Below are 15,855 nucleotides of genomic sequence, written 5' to 3'. Positions count from 1 at the left end.
CGATGCTGCGGACGGACGGCCGGCGCCGGTCAGTCACGGGAGGCCGCCGGGAGGTAGGTCTCGACGACCAGTTCGGTGACCCGGTGCGGCCGGTCGTGGCCGGCGGGGCGGGGCAGGGCCTCCTCGACGAGCAGCCGGCCGGTGATCCGCCCGAGCCATCGGGGCACGCAGCGCAGGTGCAGCGGGCTGGCCAGGTCGACGAACTGCGGCTTGGGCCGGGCGATCGCCTCCCGGAGCCCGGCGATCGCCGGGGGAGGCGGGGCGGACGGACGTACCGGCGGCTGCCGGGCCTGGGCGCCGGGGTGCTGCGCGGCGTGGCCCGGTGTGGGCGGCTGCCCGTCGCGCCGGCTGCCCTGGTTGAGGAAGACCTGGTCGGGCAGGTCCCAGCCCGCCCGCAGCGCCGCGGCGTCGGCGACCGACGGCGCGCCGAGCCCGCGAAGGTGCTCTTCGGCGCCCTCGTCGAAGCGCCAGCTCCGGCGGGCGAGGACGACGCGGCCACAGCGGAGCCGGTCGGAGACGACGGCCTGCCCGCCCGGGCCGGCCACCGTCCGCGTCGCGGCCAGGTGGCGGAGCCCCACCTCGCCGCTGCCCAGGTCGCCGAGCAGCGCGGCCACCCGGGCCGGTAGCGCCGGTGGCGAGAGGAACCCGAGGTACAGCACGTCGAGCAGGTCACCCGTGGCCGGATCGCGCAGCCGGATCTGGTCGCCGGCCAGGTCGTGCACCAGTTCGACCGAGGCGAGGTCGAGCCCGCCCAACCGCTGGTCGTCGCCGATGTCCTCGCCGAGCAGCAGCGGGTGCAGGTTGGCGTTGAAGCCGTGCACCGGCCGGAACTGGGCCACCCGGCCGGGCAGCACCCGGCGGAGCTGGGCGGCCACCGCGGCGCGCATGCCGGTGTCGCCGAAGAGGTCCAGGAAGCGGCTGGTGAACCGGCCCCAGCCGCCGTAGACGTGGTTGAGGTGCAGCGACCCGTCCGGGCCGTGCTGGCCGAAGAAGGCGTACGACACCGGCCGGGCCCGCAGCCAGCGGGGCAGTGCGGCGGCCACCTCGGCGACCAGGTCGGCACCGATGACGGTCTCCACGCCGTCGTTCCCGCCGTCGGCGCGTACCGCCCGGACCACCTCCTGCCGCAGCGTGGCCAGCTGGGCCAGCTCGGGCACCCGGGCGACCGGACCGCCGGCCAGGGCCCCCTCCGGGGTCACCGTCGGCAGGTCGTCGAAGCCGGCGCCGATCTCGGCGAAGAACTGGCCGAGGTCGGCACAGCGGGCCCCGGGACCGTAGCGCTCGACGAACCGGTGTCGCAGGAGCCGGCGCAGCACCTGGTCCTCGTCGAACAGCAGCGCGAGGCTGGTCAGCGCGGTCAGGTCGGCGATGTCCGCGGGCCGGCGGGTCAGGCGTGCCGGCCCGGGTAGCACGACATCCTCGGTGACGGGCGCCTGGGCCGGTGCGGCGGCCCCGAGCTGCCGCAGGGCCTCGTGCCAGCCGGCGTCGATCCGACGTACGAGGGGGCCGCGCTGCGCCGCGTCGACGTCCGCCAACGACCGGATGTCCTTGTCGAGGTGCCGTACCTGGTCGGCGAGGGCGGGGGCACCGGTGTCGCCGAGCCAGTCGGCGATCGCCGCCAGCGCCGCCGGGTCGTGCTCGGTGGTCGGCGGTACCGGGATCAGCAGGCGTTCGTCGCAGAGCTGGGTGACGAGACGCCGCGCGAGCCGCTCGGCCTCGGCGGAGTCCGTGGCGGGGCGCGCGGCGCCTCGGCTGAGGGCCGCCACGAGCTCCGCCGGCGGGTGGCCGTCGGGTGCGGCGCGGAGCACCCGGATGATCGCGGCCAGCGCGGGCCGCAGCGGCATCCGGACCCGTTCCTCCCGGATCACCGGCGTGCCGTCGGCGCCGGTCGTCGGGTGCTCACGGTAGAACACCACATGCCCGTCCTGCACCCGGGTGCCGGGCGCGAGCCGGTGCGGGGTGCGCAGCACCTGGTCCGGGCGGCTGGTCCCGGCCAGGAAGAGGCTGGCGACCAGGCTGGCGGGCGGGCGGGTAACCGCCACCGGCTCTCCGGTCACCGTCAGATCCAGGCCCGCCGCGAGGTCCAGGTTGGTCAGCAGCGCCCGGTCGGGCGGGGCGGGGACGGCTCCGTCGTCCGGCCAGGGGGCCCAGCCGACGATGGTGAACCAGGAGAGGGGGCTGGTCCGGGTGGTGGCCCGCAACGCGTAACGGAGCACGGTGGGTTCGGACTTGCGACCCCGGGCGTCCGGCGCGCCGCCGCGCGCCGCCGTCCGCTGCACCGCTGCCAGCAGCTCGGGGCTGGTCAACGCGACCGCCCGGCCGAACGGCTCGCTGCCGCACAGGGCGGCGAGTGCGACGCGCTCCTCGGCCAGCGCCGCGGCCGACCCGCCGTCGACGGCGTCGGTGAGCCGGTCGATCTCGGCCCGGGCCCGCAACCAGCGTCCCAGCGTCGGCAGCCGGTCGGGCAGGTCGCCGAGCCGGGCGCGCAGGTCGCTGGCCGGCGACCGGTCGTTGTGTACGTCCCGCCGCAGCGGTAGCAGGACCGACCGGCGGTACGCCGTCGGCGCCTGACCGCCGAGCCGGTACAGCTCCTCGGTGAGTTCGGGTCCGAGGGCCTGGCACTCGACCAGTCGATCGACGAGCTGGTCCTGGAGGCGACGCAGGTGCCGTCCGGCCGGACCGGCAGCCGGCAGGTCGACCGCCGTCCTGCGGATCAGCACGTACGGGGCGACCTGGACCTCCGGCGCGACTCGGCCGCCCGGTGCCGGGGACACCGGCGGGGCAGGGGATTGGCGGGTGGTAGTCACGGTCTCCTCCGTACGCGGTCGTCGGCACCGACCCCGGTCGAGCCGGTGAGGCCGCGGAACGCCGGTGCCGGCGCTCCCGACCCCACCGGTCAGCCCCGGTCCGGAACGACTACTGGGGAAGCTGGGCGGCGCAGGACGAGTAGCCCAGCCACCGCCAGACGGCGGAGGTGCTCGCCGAGGCGCCGGTCTCCGGCAGAGCCACCGCGTCACGCACGGCGTGCACCTCCAGCAGGTCGGACACCTCCAGGTCGGCCAGGTTGAGGTCTTCGAGGTCGGCCAGCGTGGCCGTCATGTCGCGCATCGTGTACTCCGATTCCAGGGGATGTCGTCGACGAAGAAGCGCACTTGTCGATGACAAGATGGACAGTGCGCAAGATGTTAGTCAGCTCCGCCCACGAACTATTCGTCCGAGCGTCCAGTCGCCGATGACCGTACGACGGCTGTGGACGGACGATGAGGAGGAAGTGCGCTCCCGCGGCTGATGCGCGGGAGGCCGGAGGCGCTGCGGACGCGGCGGTCGACGCCCGCCCCCGCGCGCACGAAGGTGCCGCGGCCCGCCCCTGCCGGACCGCGGCACCGCTCACCCGGAACCGTCCGCCTAGGGGCGGCGGGCCCAGGTCCAGGCGTAGCCGTCGTCCTCGCACGCGGTCGCGGCGTCGCAGAGGTCCAGCGGCCGGAAGGTGTCGACCATGACGGCAAGTTCGTCGAAGAAGTCGGCGCCGATGGAACGCTCGGCGGCGCCCGGCTGCGGGCCGTGGGTGAAGCCGGACGGGTGCAGCGAGATCGAGCCCTGCTCGATGCCGGAGCCGCGCCGGGCTTCGTAGTTGCCGCCGGTGTAGAAGAGCATCTCGTCGGAGTCGACGTTGTGGTGGTTGTACGGCACCGGGATCGCGTCCGGGTGGTAGTCGACCTTGCGGGGCACGAACGAGCAGATCACGAAGTTGGGGCCCTGGAAGGTCTGGTGCACGGGCGGCGGCTGGTGGATCCGGCCGGTGATCGGCTCGAAGTCGTGGATGGAGAACGCCCACGGGTACATGTGCCCGTCCCAGCCGACCACGTCGAACGGGTGGTGGGCGTAGACATGACGTGTCCATGCCGTGCCGCTGCCATCCGGTCGTGCCGCCCGCGACCGGTGCCGGACCAGCACCTCCACGTCCTCGCCGTCGACCAGCAGCGGCGCGTCCGGCCCCCGGACGTCGCGCTCGCAGTAGGGCGAGTGCTCCAGGAACTGGCCCCGCACGGAGAGGTAGCGCTTGGGCGGGCCGATGTGGCCGGCCGCCTCGACGGCGAGCAGCCGGGTCGGCGCGTCGCCGGTGGGCACCAGCCGGTGGATGGTCGAGGTGGGGATGACGACGTAGTCGCCGGGCACCGCGTCGAGCACCCCGAACGTGGACTCGACCCGCAGGGTGCCCGACTCCACGTAGAGGCAGTGGTCGCCGGTGGCGTCGCGGAACAGCGGGGACGGTCGGTCCGCCAGCACGTACGCGATGCGCACGTCGTCGTTGGCGAGCAGGTACTGCCGGCCGAGCACCGGGTCGGCGCCGGTGCCGTCGAGCTTGTGGGTGCGCAGGTGGCGGGGCTTGAGCGGAAGGTTCGGCACCCGGGCGAACGCGGGCGGGGTGAACTCCTCGGCCGCCACGATCGCGGTCGGCGCGTGCCGGTGGTAGAGCAGGGACGAGTCGGAGGAGAAGCCCTCCTGGCCCATCAGCTCCTCGGCGTAGAGGCTGCCGTCGGGCTGGCGGAACTGGGTGTGGCGCTTGCGCGGCACCTCGCCGACGCTGCGGTAGTACGGCATCTCGCCTCCCGGTTCGTCCCGTTCACCGATCCAACGGCGTCCGATAATCGGACGCTGTTGTCCGTTACTTGTAGCGTCCCGTACATTCTTGTCTCGTGTCAACGCAGGTGCCCGCGCTCGTCGACGGCCTCGTCGACGACGCCGCCGTCTTCCCGCCCGGCAGCGCGCCGCTGCCCGACGCCGTCGCCGCGCACCGGCGGCACCGCGCCTCCTGGTACGCCGACCTGGTCGGCCCGCTCCTGGTCCCGGCCACGAGGCTGCCCGAGGTGGCGGGCCTGCTCGGCGCCGACGAGCGGATCGCGGTCGGGGTGATCGGCGACGTGCCCCTCGACCGGCTCGACGAGGTGCGGGCCACGGCCGACCCGCGCATCCGGGTGCGCCAGGTGGAGGCGGCGGTCGCCAAGCGCGGCGAGGACCCGCTTCCCGGCCTGACCGAGCTGGTGGCGCTGGCCCGCCGCGCCGGTGCCGGTCCGGCCACCCTCGACGCCGTATACGCCGAGCTGCCGCTCACGTTCGGGCTGATGGGGGCGCTGGACGCGCTCGCCGCCGCCCGCGCCGACGGCGTGCCGATCGCCGCGAAGTTCCGCACCGGCGGGCTGGCCGCCGAGCTGTTCCCCACCCCGGCGGAGCTGGCCGCCGTGATCTGCGCCTGCCGGGACCGGGACCTGCCGTTCAAGCTGACCGCCGGGCTGCACCAGGCGGTCCGGCACCTCGACCCGGAGACCGGCTTCACCCACCACGGCTTCGTCAACGTGCTGGCGGCGACGCTGGCGGCCGCCGGGGGCGCCACCGTGGAGTCGGTCGCCGAGCTGCTCACCGCGACCGATCCGCGCCCGCTGGTGCAGTACGCCGAGGCCGGGCTGGACGCCCCGCGCCCGCTGTGGATCGGCTTCGGCTCGTGCAGCATCCTGGAACCACTGACCGATCTGATCCGGCTGGGGCTGGTGAACGGGGGCTTTCAAGCATGACCTGGGTGACGGGTGCCGACGGTTCGTCGTACGGGGTCGCCAACCTCCCGTACGGGGTGTTCCGCCACGCGGAGGGCGCGCCGCGCGTCGGCGTACGCATCGGCGACTTCGTGCTCGACCTGGCCGGCGCGGAGGAGGCCGGCCTGGTGCTGGCCGCCGGGACGCTGGGTCGGCCCACCCTCAACGACTTCATGGCCCTCGGTCGCCCGCAGTGGACGGCCGTCCGGCAGCGGGTGACCGAGCTGCTCACCGACGCCGCCCACCGGCCGGCGGTGGAGCCGCTGCTGGTGCCGCTGGCCGAGGTGCGGATGCAGCTGCCGTTCGAGGTCGCCGACTACGTGGACTTCTACTCCTCCGAGCACCACGCGTCCAACGTCGGCCAGATCTTCCGCCCCGGTCAGCCGCCGCTGCTGCCCAACTGGAAGCACCTGCCGATCGGCTACCACGGTCGGGCCGGCACGGTGGTCGTCTCCGGCACGCCGGTGGTGCGGCCGAGCGGGCAGCGGGCCACCCCGCAGGGCCCGGTCACCGGCCCGTCCGTACGCCTCGACATCGAGGCCGAGGTCGGCTTCGTGGTCGGCGTGCCCAGCCCGCTGGGCGATCGGGTCTCCGTCGACGACTTCGCCGACCACGTCTTCGGTGTCGTGCTGGTCAACGACTGGTCGGCCCGCGACATCCAGGCCTGGGAGTACCAGCCTCTCGGCCCGTTCCTCGGCAAGTCCTTCGCCACCTCGGTCGCGGCCTGGGTGACCCCGCTGGACGCGCTGGGCGACGCCTTCATTCCCGCCCCCGACCAGGACCCGCCGGTCGCCGCCTACCTGCGCGACGTGCCGCACCTCGGGCTGGACCTGCGCCTGTCGGTGGAGTGGAACGGCGAGCGGGTCAGCGAGCCGCCGTTCGCCACCATGTACTGGACGCCGGCCCAGCAGTTGGCCCACCTCACGGTCAACGGCGCCTCGCTGCGCACCGGCGACCTCTACGCCTCAGGCACCGTCTCCGGGCCGGAACGGGGACAAGTCGGCTCGTTCCTGGAACTCACCTGGGGCGGCAGCGAGCCGGTGAAGTTCGCCGACGGCGGGACCCGCACCTTCCTGGAGGACGGCGACACGGTGACGATCACCGCCACCGCGCCCGGCCCGGACGGCACCACCATCGCCCTGGGCGAAGTGACCGGGAAGGTCCTCGCCGCCCGCTGACCCACCTTCCGATCATCGACGGTCCCCGGTCGCACAGTTGGTGCGACCGGGGACCGTTGCTTGCGCGTTGATCGTCGCGGATTCCGTCGCCATGCCGCGCCGGGGCCGGGCCGGACGCCCCCTTCCGGTTCCGGCCTGGCCGCCGGTTGGCGTACCGACGACAGGAAGGTGACGACGATGAACGATCTCCCGGGCGCGGTCTGGCGTACCAGCAGCCGCTCCAACGACCAGGGCCTCTGCGTGGAGGTGGCGGACAACCTGGTCGACGACCTCGGCGTGGTGGGCGTACGCGACTCGAAGGACCAGGCAGGCCCCACGCTGGCGGTCAGCCCGCCGGGGTGGGCGGCCTTCGTCGACGCGATCCGGGCCGGCCAGTTCGGTCGCTGACGGGTCGACCGCTCCGGACCGGGGGCCCCCGGCGGTGGAAATTCCGCTCCGGGGGCCCCGATCCGCGCTCACCCGGCGTACCGTCGAGGCCACGGGAGGTGGCATGTCGACGGTGGCGGTCACGGAGTTCGTGGAGGCGCACGACGTCGACCTCTGGCGGCTGCTGACCGACCTGACCACCCGCACCCGGCGCTTCACCGGGCCGGTGGAGGTGCTCACCCCCGGCCCGTTCGGCCCCGGCACCGTGTGGCGGGAGACCCGTTCCCAGCCCGACGGCACCGCGCTGGTCGAGGAGTTCCTCGTCATCGAGGCCGAGCCGCCCCGACGGCTGGTGCTCGGCTCCCGGGGCGCCGGCGTGGACTACCGGATCACCTGGGCGCTGCGCCCGGTCGAGCGGCGTCGCCGGGGCTGCACCGCCGTCACGGTCGAGCAGGAGGCGGTGCCGACCGCCCCGTACGGCCGGGTGGTCGCGCTGCTGCTCGGCGGGCTGGCGGCCCGGGCGGTCGAGCGCGCGCTGCGGCACGACCTCGCCGACCTGGCCGCCGCCGCGGCGGCGACCAACGCGACCGAGGCGGCCTGAGGCGCACGCCGGGCGGCCCGAGGCGCACGCCGGGCGGTCCGAGGCGCACGCCGGGCGGCCCGAGGCGCACGCCGGGCGGTCCGAGGCGCACGCCGGGCGGTCCGAGGCGCATGCCCTGGGCGCTTCGTGGATGCCCCCGGCACGTCACCGCCGGAGCGCCCGGGCGCCGGTGACCTGACAGGGCCCTGACCGGCTCCGCTGGGTAGGGTGCCGGGCGGAGGTGCGGCATGGGGTTCCCGAACGGCCGGCGGCGGATCGCGGTGGCGGTCGCGGCGCTGCTCGGCACCGTCGCCGTCGCGGCGACGGTCTACCGGGTGCTCGCCCCCGCCGAGGTCAGCACGCCCGCGCGGGCCGGGTACCCGGCTGCCGCGTCCCCCTCGGCCGGCGTGATCGGCCGGCTGCCCGTGGCCCCGCTCGTCGTGGACGGCCGGCTGCGGGTCTACGCGGCCCACCGCCAGGTCTACGCCGACCGCCCGGTCGACGGCCGACACCGGACGACCCCGTACTGGTCGTACCGCCGCTGGCCGGCGGCGCTCGACGGGGTCGTGGCGAGCGGGACGACGGTGGTCACCCGCTGGTCCGACGGGCGGCTCGTGGCGCTGGACGCGCGGACGGGCCAGGTCGCCTGGCGGGCGGACGGGCCGGCGCCGGTCGGGGAGCGGGCGGTCCGGCGCACCGGCGCGGCGACGGTCTGGGATCCGCAGGGCATATTCGTGGCCCCCGCGCCCGACGGGCGGCAGGCGGTGGTGGCGGCCGGGGCGGAGTGGGCGCGTGCCGTGGACCTGGCCGACGGCCGCGAACTGTGGCGGTCGCACGTCACCGTCACGCTGCCACCGGGCGACACGGTCGCGGGGTGCCGGGACGCGCTCGGGACGACCGCGTCGGGACACCTGATCACCGTCGACTCCTGCGCGGCGCCGGCGACGGTGGAGTTCCGCGACGCCGCGACCGGGGCGGTGGGCCTGCGCTGGCGGCCGCCGGATGCCGGCGACGAGCTGGTGGCGACCCTGCTGGGCTGCGGCACCGGCCGGACGGGGTGCACCGGGTTGCGGACGGCGAGGCCGGGCGACGACGCGGGCCGGGGCTGGCTGCTCGGCGCCGGGGAACCGGTCGCCGCCCCGGCCCTGGACCGGCCGGACGCCGCACTCGTCGGCGGGACGGCCGTGGCGGTCGTGGACGGGGTGGCGGTTGGCCGCTCGGCACGTACGGGCGCGGAGCTGTGGCGCCGTCCGGGCCTGTCACAGGCGCGGCTGCTAGCCGTCCAGCCCGACCGGGTGCACCTGCTGACGGAGACGAACGACCTGCTGACGCTGGACCCGGCGACGGGGGCGCAGCGGTCCTTCTTCGCGCTCAACGTGGGCTCGGACGGGATCGGCTGGGCGCCCGGCGCGGTGTACGCGGCCAGCGGTTTCGTGGCCGTGGAGCGGCTCCGCAAGCCGGTCGACCCGACGGCGGACGACCAGCGGTACTACCTGACCTCGGAGCCGCTGGTCCTCGCCGCGACGTGAGCGGCGATCCGCGTCGCGCGTGACACCCCCGACCGGCTCGGCTGCTCGACAAATCGGACATAAGTTATTTATAGTCCCACTGTGCGCTTCCTGGCAGCCCTGTTGGGCGCGATCCTGATCCTCGCCACCGCCTCGCCGGCCGACGCCGCGCCGTCGGGCCGGACGGTCCGGCTGGCCCGGACGGTGGGGGTGGACATCACCGTTCCCGCCTCCGTCAACCTCGGCAGCGGGTTCACCGGCGGCACCATCACCCGCCAGTTGGGCACGGTCGAGGTGCGCGACGCGCGAGGCCCGGTCAACCCCAACACCTGGGTCGCCACGGTCTCCGCCACCGTCTTCGTCACCGGCGCCGGCGGGGCGCAGCGGACGATCGCGAACGACCGGGTCTCGTACTGGTCCGGGCCGGCGACGCGGAGCACGGGCGGCGGCACGCTGGTGCCCGGGCAGCCCACCTCCGCCCAGGCGGTGACCCTGAACGTCGTCCGCGAGGCGTTCCGCAAGACCGCCGGCAGCGGCAACAACACGGTGGCCTGGCTGCCGACGATCCGGATCGCCATCCCGGCCGGCATCGTCGGGGGAACCTACCGCGGCACGATCACGCACTCTGTCGCCTGATGGGCGATTTGTCGCGAATCTTCGTCACTGCTCCCGTTGCGACGTTTAACGTGCGTCTCATGAAGAAGCCACTTCTTGCCCTGACCGCCGCCGCGGCCGCCGTGGTGGCCATGGCGGCGCCCGCTGCGGCCGCGCCGACCGGCGACACCATCGTTACCTTCACCGTCGCGACCGCCGACCTCAACATCACGGTGCCCGCCTCGATCAACCTCGGCTCCGTCTTCTCCGGCGGCGTCATCACCGGCGAACTCGGCACCGTCACCGTCACCGACAGCCGGGCCGCCCTGAACGCCACCTGGACCGTCACGGTGTCGGCCAGCTCCTTCACCACCGGCGGCGGCACGCCCGAGGAGACCATCACGCCGGGCCTGGTGGAGTACTGGTCCGGCGGGGCGACCAACACCACCGGCACCGGCGTGTTCGTGCCGGGGCAGCCCACCCAGGCCGACGCGGTCACGCTGAGCGTCCCCCGCACCGCCTTCTCGAAGACCTCGGGCAGCGGCAACAACACGGCGAGCTGGGCCCCCGACATCCGGATCGCCGTTCCGCCCACCGCCGTCGGCGGCACCTACACGGGGGTGATCACCCATTCGGTGGCATGACCGGGCCCGCGCCCTCGCCCTGGCGGTGACCGTCCTGGTCACGGCCGGGGCGCCGGCGTCGGCCGCACAGCCCTCGCCGGCTGCCGCCGGCCGCCCGCCAGCGGTCGCCGAGCCGCAGGTTCCCGAGGCGGACGTGCCGGCCGTCGAGCCCGAGGGGCGGAAGGGCCCGCACAGGCCCTCGGCCAGCCCTTCGGCGCAGCCGAGCCCGGATGCGCCGTCGACGACGGTCGGGATACGCCTGCTCGACGCCCCCGTCGAGCGACGCGACGACACCCGGGCGCACAGGTACATCGTGGACCACGTCCGCCCCGGCACCACGATCAAGAGGCGGATCATGGTGCAGAACAGCTCGGAGATCCGCCGGACGGTAGCCCTCTACTCCGCCGCCGCCGACGTCACGAAGAAGGGGTTCGTCCTCGCCCCGCAGCGCACCGGGAACGAGCTGAGCAGCTGGATCGACGTCGACCCTGCGGAGGAGGTGCTGGCCCCCGACGAGGAGGTGGAGGCCCTCGTCACCATCACCGTGCCTCGCAGGGCCGAGGCCGGGGAGCGGTACGCGGTGATCTGGGCCGAGGTCGCCGGCGTGGACGGGCAGAACGTGCGCAACGTCGGCCGGGCGGGGATCCGGGTCTACCTCTCCGTCGGCCCGGGCGGGGAACCGCCCTCCGGCTTCGAGATCGGCCCGCTGACCGGCAAGCGGGAGAAGGACGGCACCCCCGTCCTCACCGCCCAGGTCCGCAACACCGGCAGGCGGGCGCTCGACCTGGCCGGCGAGCTGCGGCTCACCGAGGGGCCCGGCGGGCTCTCGGCGGGACCGGTGAAGGTGGAGGCAGGCACCCTCGCGCTGGACGGCAGCAGCACCGTCCGGGTCGCCCTGGACCGCCGGCTGCCGGACGGACCCTGGGGAGCGAAGCTCGACCTGGCCAGCGGCTGGACGAAGCGTTCCGCCACCGGCAGGGTCAGCTTCGGGCCCGTACCGGTGGCGGCCACCAGCGCCGTCGACCGCTCCGGGCAGGTGCTCACCGGAGGGCTGGCCACCTCGGGGCTGGTCCTGCTGCTGTTCGCGGTCCACGCCTATCGCCGCCGGGCCCGGATCCGGCAACCGGTGGAGGCCGCCTGAGAGTCCGGTCCGGTCCGCGAGGGGATGGCGGACCGGACCGGCACCTGGCTCAGGCCAGCGCGGTCTCCGCCGCCGCCAGGAAGGCGTCGTTCTCGGCCGGGGTGCCGATGGTGACCCGGACCCCGTCGCCCGCGAACGGGCGGACGATCACGCCCCGCGCCTCGCACGCCTTGCCGAAGTCCACCGCCCGGTCGCCCAACGGCAGCCAGACGAAGTTCGCCTGGCTGTCCGGCACGTCGCCGACGAGCTTGCGCAGCGCCTCCGTGACGCGGTCGCGCTCGCTGACCACGAGGGCGCACCGCCGCCGTACCTCGTCTTCCTGGGCCAGCGCGGCGAGCGCGCCCGCCTGCGCGGCCATGTTGCTGGAGAACGGCGTCACCACCTTGCGGATCGCCGCCGCCACCGCCGGCTGGCCGACCAGGAAGCCGATCCGCAGGCCGGCCAGGCCCCAGGCCTTGGAGAGCGTGCGCAGCACGACCACGTTCGGCCGGTCGAGGTAGGTGAGGCCGTCCGGCACGTCCGGGTCGGTGACGAACTCCCGGTACGCCTCGTCGATCACGACCAGCACGTCCTCGCCGACCGTGTCCAGGAACCGATCCAGCTCCGCCCGGCGCACCGACGTCCCGGTGGGGTTGTTCGGGTTGCAGACCACGATCAGCCGGGTCCGGTCGGTCACCGCCGCCGCCATCGCCGCCAGGTCGTGCCCGTGCCCGGCGTCGTTGGGCACCCGCACGCTTGTCGCGCCGCTGGTCGCCGCGATGATCGGGTACGCCTCGAAGGAGCGCCACGCGTAGAGGAACTCGTCGCCGGGCAGGCAGGTGGCCCGGACGAGGTGCTCGGCCAGCGCCACCGACCCGCAGCCGGTGGCGATCTGGTCGACGTGCACGCCGTACCGCTCGGCCAGCGCCTCGCGCAGCGCGAGCGCGCCCATGTCCGGGTAGCGGTGCACCCCGGCGGCGGCGCCGGCGACGGCCTCTACGACGCCGGGCAGCGGCCCGTACGGCACCTCGTTGCTGGCCAGCTTGATCGCCTCGGGGAGGCCGAGCTCGCGGGCCAGGTCGGCCGGGCTGCGGCCGGGCACGTAGTTGGGCAGCGCGTTCAGGTCGGGGCGGGTCAGCCGCAGCTCCGGCTGGTGACGTCCGGGGTCGGTCATGGGGTGTCTCCCGAGGGGTCGGTGCGGTCGTCGGGGGTGCGGTCGTTCGGGGCGGCGTCCCCGTCGGTGGCGGGCTTGTCGGTGGCGGCGCGCCCGCCCGTGGTGCCGCGGTCGCGTCGGGGGAGCTGGACCACCACGGTCTGCGCCCGCTTGTCGTGCAGCGCCTGACGCAGCGGGTGGTCGAAGAGCGGGGAGAGCGCGTCGACGAGCTGGAGCAGCAGGCCCAGGCCGCAGCAGTACCAGAGCAGGGTGGGCAGGCCGAGGGTGTTCCACCGGCGCAGCGCCCGGCCGAAGCCGAGCGGCTCGTCCGCGCTCACCGGCAGCACCTTGACGCCCACCAGCCGCTTGCCGAAGGTCTGCCCGCCCGAGGCCGTCGTCGGCACCTCGTACGCGAGCCAGAGGGCGGTGGCGATCAGCAGGATGACGACCTGGAGGCCGCCGGCCTGCTCGCTGGGCTGCGGCAGGTTGTCGGTGGAGCTGTCGCCCGCCATCGCCCGCCGGAACACCTCCCGCCAGTACGGCGTGGTTTCCTCGATCAGCCGCCAGACGAACCAGCCGTTCACCACGGCGTTCAGCGCGAAGACGACCATGAAGTCGATCAGCCGGGCGACCAGCCGGGCACCGAACCCGGCCAGCGGGAGCCCGTGCGGGCGCGGCTCCGGCGGCCGTCCGGGCCAGCCACCGGGCGGCCAGCCGGGCGGCGGGCCCTGCGGTTGGCCGGGCCCCTGCGGCGGCTGCCAGGGATAGGGCTGCCCCGGCTGCGGCTGCCCCGGGTGTGCCTGTCCCGGGTGCGGCTGCCCGGGGTGTGGCTGCCCTGGGAAGGGGTGCCCGCCCGTGGGGGCGCCCGACGCGGGCGCCGGGGCGGCGGGTGACGTCGGGGCGGGTGCGGGTGGCGGCTCGGCCGGCGGCGGCCCCTCGGGCGGGGTGGCGTCGACGGGGATCGGTGCGCCGATCCAGCCCTCGCCGTCCCAGTAACGTCGGGTCTCCGGATCAGCCGGGTCGACGTACCATCCCGGTCCGACACTCATGGCCTGGCCTCGCTGCGCTCGCTCACGCAGACACCTTAACGACGACGGTGCCGGCGAACTTGTCGTGGAGGCACTGCTGCCAGGGCTTGTCCCACAACTGCCAGAGCCCGTCGAGGTAGCTGAGGCCGGGCAGGAACATGGCGGCGACGTACTGCACGGCGTACCGCTTGCCGGCGATCCGCCGGTCCAGCGTGGCGGCCGGGTCGAGCGGCACGACCCGCAGCTTCATCACCTTCTTGCCGTACGTCTGCCCGGTGCGCTTCATGTACTCCACGTGGTAGAGCCAGTAGAGCCCGAGCATGACCACGATCAGGCCCAGTTCGAGCAGCAGGATCGGCAGCATGACGTCGGTCAGGAACGACGCGGGGTCGGGATCGGCGAGGGTGCCGTCCGGGTTGGTCCGGGTCAGGTCGTCCATCATGTTCCAGATCAGGATCAGGAACGGCGGCAGGAAGAGGACCATCGCCACCGCCGTGCTCAGCGCGACGTCGATCAGCGCGGCGAGCAGCCGGTCCCCGAAGCTGGCGAGTGGCTGGCCGCCCGGCCCGAGCGCCGGGGCCGGACGGGGCGGCCCGGCCCAGCCCGGGGGCGGCGGCGTCCAGCCCGGGGGCGGGACCTGACCGGGCGGGGCGTGTTGCGGTGGCACCGCGTACCCCTGACTGGAGGGACCGGAAGGCGGCGCGAAGCCGCCGGCGGCGGGCGGAGGCCCACCGGCCGGCGGCGTCGGGTACGTCGGAGGCTGCGTCACGCTCGTCAGTGTTACAGGTTGCCGCGCGCTTCCTGCTCCCGCTCGATGGCCTCGAAGAGCGCCTTGAAGTTGCCCTTGCCGAAGCCGAGCGAGCCGTGCCGCTCGATCAGCTCGAAGAAGACCGTCGGGCGGTCCTGCACCGGCTTGGTGAAGATCTGGAGCAGGTAGCCGTCCTCGTCCCGGTCCACCAGGATCTTGCGGGCCTTCAGCTCCTCGATCGGCACCCGCACCTGGCCGATCCGGGCGCGCAGCTCCGGGTCGTCGTAGTACGAGTCCGGGGTGTCGAGGAACTCGACGCCAGCGGCGCGCATGGCGTCGACGCTGGCCAGGATGTCGTTGGTGGCCACGGCGATGTGCTGCGCGCCCGGGCCCCGGTAGAACTCCAGGTACTCGTCGATCTGCGACTTCTTGCGGGCGATCGCCGGCTCGTTGAGCGGGAACTTCACCTTGCGGGTGCCGTTCGCGACGACCTTGCTCATCAGGGCCGAGTAGTCGGTGGCGATGTCGTCGCCGATGAACTCGGCCATGTTCGAGAAGCCCATGACGCGCTTGTAGAACTCGACCCACTCGTCCATCCGGCCGAGCTCGACGTTGCCGACCACGTGGTCGACGGCCTGGAAGAAGCGCTTCGGCTGGAGGCCGGCGTCGATCATCGGCTGCCGGTCCACGATCGGCTTGCGGGCCACGAAGCCGGGCAGGAACGGGCCGGTGTAGCGGGAGCGGTCGACGAGCGTGTGCGCCGTGTCGCCGTACGCGGCGATGGAGGCCATCCGGACGGTGCCGTGCTCGTCGCTGACGTCGTGGGGCTCGGTCACGCCGGTGGCGCCCTGCGCGGTCGCGTGCGCGTACGCGGCGTCGACGTCCGGCACCTCCAGCGCGATGTCGGAGACGCCGTCGCTGTGCCTGGTCACGTGCTCGGCGCCCGGGGCGTCCGGGCGGACCGCGCCGGTCAGCACGAACCGCGCCGAGCCGCTGGTCAGCACGTACTGGGCGTGGTCCCGGTAGCCCTGCTCAGGGCCCCGGTACGCCACACAGGTCATGCCGAACGCGGTGGAGTAGTAGTGCGCGGCCTGCTTGGCGTTGCCCACCAGGAAGTGCACGTGGTCGAGGCCCTTGACCGGGAACGGGTCGCGGCTGATGTCGTGGTCGACGGCGCCGACGAGCACGTCGACGTCGACGTCGTCGGTCGCCTGGGGTCGGTCGATCGCCTGGGTCATCGCGGTCTCCCTCAAGTTCCGGTCGGCCCCGTGGCCGCCGCCGTCGGTCGTGTGCGGTGGTTCTGTGGTGCGGTGGGTTCTGTGGTGCGGTGGTGCTGTGGCGAGGATCGCGGGGAAGTGCCGCACTGGGC

15 protein-coding genes are annotated in these 15,855 nt (G+C 74.4%); 8 read left to right on the top strand and 7 right to left on the bottom strand.

Going from position 1 to position 15,855, the window contains the following annotated elements:
• Window positions 1-29: 29 nt before the first annotated feature.
• The 3 genes from AC0OO9_RS12630 to AC0OO9_RS12620 form a co-directional block, all read right to left on the bottom strand.
• A complete protein-coding gene (locus AC0OO9_RS12630) occupies window positions 30-2,774 on the bottom strand; it encodes a lantibiotic dehydratase (RefSeq protein WP_484517378.1) in 2,745 nt (914 codons plus the stop codon).
• A 142-nt stretch (window positions 2,775-2,916) separates the two neighbouring features.
• A complete protein-coding gene (locus AC0OO9_RS12625) occupies window positions 2,917-3,108 on the bottom strand; it encodes a thiopeptide-type bacteriocin (protein ID WP_484517377.1) in 192 nt (63 codons plus the stop codon).
• Between the two features lie 297 nt (window positions 3,109-3,405).
• Window positions 3,406-4,602, bottom strand: coding sequence for a homogentisate 1,2-dioxygenase domain-containing protein (locus AC0OO9_RS12620; protein WP_484517376.1), 1,197 nt, complete (start codon window positions 4,600-4,602; stop codon window positions 3,406-3,408).
• Window positions 4,603-4,697: 95 nt separating this feature from the next.
• On the opposite strand from AC0OO9_RS12620, the gene AC0OO9_RS12615 reads away from it, so the two are divergent.
• The 8 genes from AC0OO9_RS12615 to AC0OO9_RS12580 all read left to right on the top strand — a co-directional run bounded on the left by AC0OO9_RS12615 (window position 4,698) and on the right by AC0OO9_RS12580 (window position 11,578).
• Window positions 4,698-5,570, top strand: coding sequence for a hypothetical protein (locus tag AC0OO9_RS12615; RefSeq protein ID WP_484517375.1), 873 nt, complete (start codon window positions 4,698-4,700; stop codon window positions 5,568-5,570).
• The gene (fahA, locus tag AC0OO9_RS12610) at window positions 5,567-6,766 is read left to right on the top strand and encodes a fumarylacetoacetase (protein WP_484517374.1); all 1,200 of its coding nucleotides are present in this window, start codon (window positions 5,567-5,569) and stop codon (window positions 6,764-6,766) included. Before AC0OO9_RS12615 ends, fahA begins: the two co-directional genes overlap by 4 nt.
• Window positions 6,767-6,943: 177 nt before the next feature.
• Window positions 6,944-7,153, top strand: coding sequence for a DUF397 domain-containing protein (locus AC0OO9_RS12605; protein WP_484517373.1), 210 nt, complete (start codon window positions 6,944-6,946; stop codon window positions 7,151-7,153).
• A gap of 103 nt (window positions 7,154-7,256) precedes the next feature.
• On the top strand, window positions 7,257-7,733 hold the full coding sequence (locus AC0OO9_RS12600; RefSeq protein WP_484517372.1) for an SRPBCC family protein: 477 nt from the start codon (window positions 7,257-7,259) through the stop codon (window positions 7,731-7,733).
• Between the two features lie 227 nt (window positions 7,734-7,960).
• Entirely contained in the window at window positions 7,961-9,241 is a 1,281-nt protein-coding gene (locus tag AC0OO9_RS12595) for an outer membrane protein assembly factor BamB family protein (protein ID WP_484517371.1), read from the top strand.
• A gap of 81 nt (window positions 9,242-9,322) precedes the next feature.
• Window positions 9,323-9,856: a hypothetical protein gene (locus tag AC0OO9_RS12590; RefSeq protein WP_484517370.1), complete on the top strand. Its 534-nt coding sequence runs from the start codon at window positions 9,323-9,325 to the stop codon at window positions 9,854-9,856.
• Window positions 9,857-9,915: 59 nt separating this feature from the next.
• Window positions 9,916-10,458, top strand: a complete 543-nt coding sequence (locus AC0OO9_RS12585) for a hypothetical protein (RefSeq protein ID WP_484517369.1) — start codon at window positions 9,916-9,918, stop codon at window positions 10,456-10,458.
• A gap of 25 nt (window positions 10,459-10,483) precedes the next feature.
• Window positions 10,484-11,578, top strand: a complete 1,095-nt coding sequence (locus AC0OO9_RS12580; protein WP_484517368.1) for a hypothetical protein — start codon at window positions 10,484-10,486, stop codon at window positions 11,576-11,578.
• Between the two features lie 49 nt (window positions 11,579-11,627).
• Here AC0OO9_RS12580 and hisC read toward each other — a convergent pair whose 3' ends face one another.
• The 4 genes from hisC to hppD form a co-directional block, all read right to left on the bottom strand.
• Window positions 11,628-12,731, bottom strand: a complete 1,104-nt coding sequence (hisC, locus tag AC0OO9_RS12575) for a histidinol-phosphate transaminase (protein ID WP_484517367.1) — start codon at window positions 12,729-12,731, stop codon at window positions 11,628-11,630.
• Window positions 12,728-13,759: an RDD family protein gene (locus AC0OO9_RS12570; protein ID WP_484517366.1), complete on the bottom strand. Its 1,032-nt coding sequence runs from the start codon at window positions 13,757-13,759 to the stop codon at window positions 12,728-12,730. The genes hisC and AC0OO9_RS12570 overlap by 4 nt, the downstream gene beginning before the upstream one ends.
• 22 nt (window positions 13,760-13,781) lie before the next feature.
• Window positions 13,782-14,405 carry an RDD family protein gene (locus tag AC0OO9_RS12565; RefSeq protein ID WP_484517365.1) on the bottom strand — a complete coding sequence of 208 codons (624 nt, stop codon included), beginning with the start codon at window positions 14,403-14,405 and terminating at the stop codon, window positions 13,782-13,784.
• Between the two features lie 113 nt (window positions 14,406-14,518).
• The gene (gene hppD, locus AC0OO9_RS12560) at window positions 14,519-15,724 is read right to left on the bottom strand and encodes a 4-hydroxyphenylpyruvate dioxygenase (RefSeq protein WP_484517364.1); all 1,206 of its coding nucleotides are present in this window, start codon (window positions 15,722-15,724) and stop codon (window positions 14,519-14,521) included.
• Between the last annotated feature and the right edge of the window lie 131 nt (window positions 15,725-15,855).

This window comes from Micromonospora sp. USAFONa4, from assembly GCF_057197825.1.
This window is presented reverse-complemented; position numbering and strand designations above follow the sequence as displayed.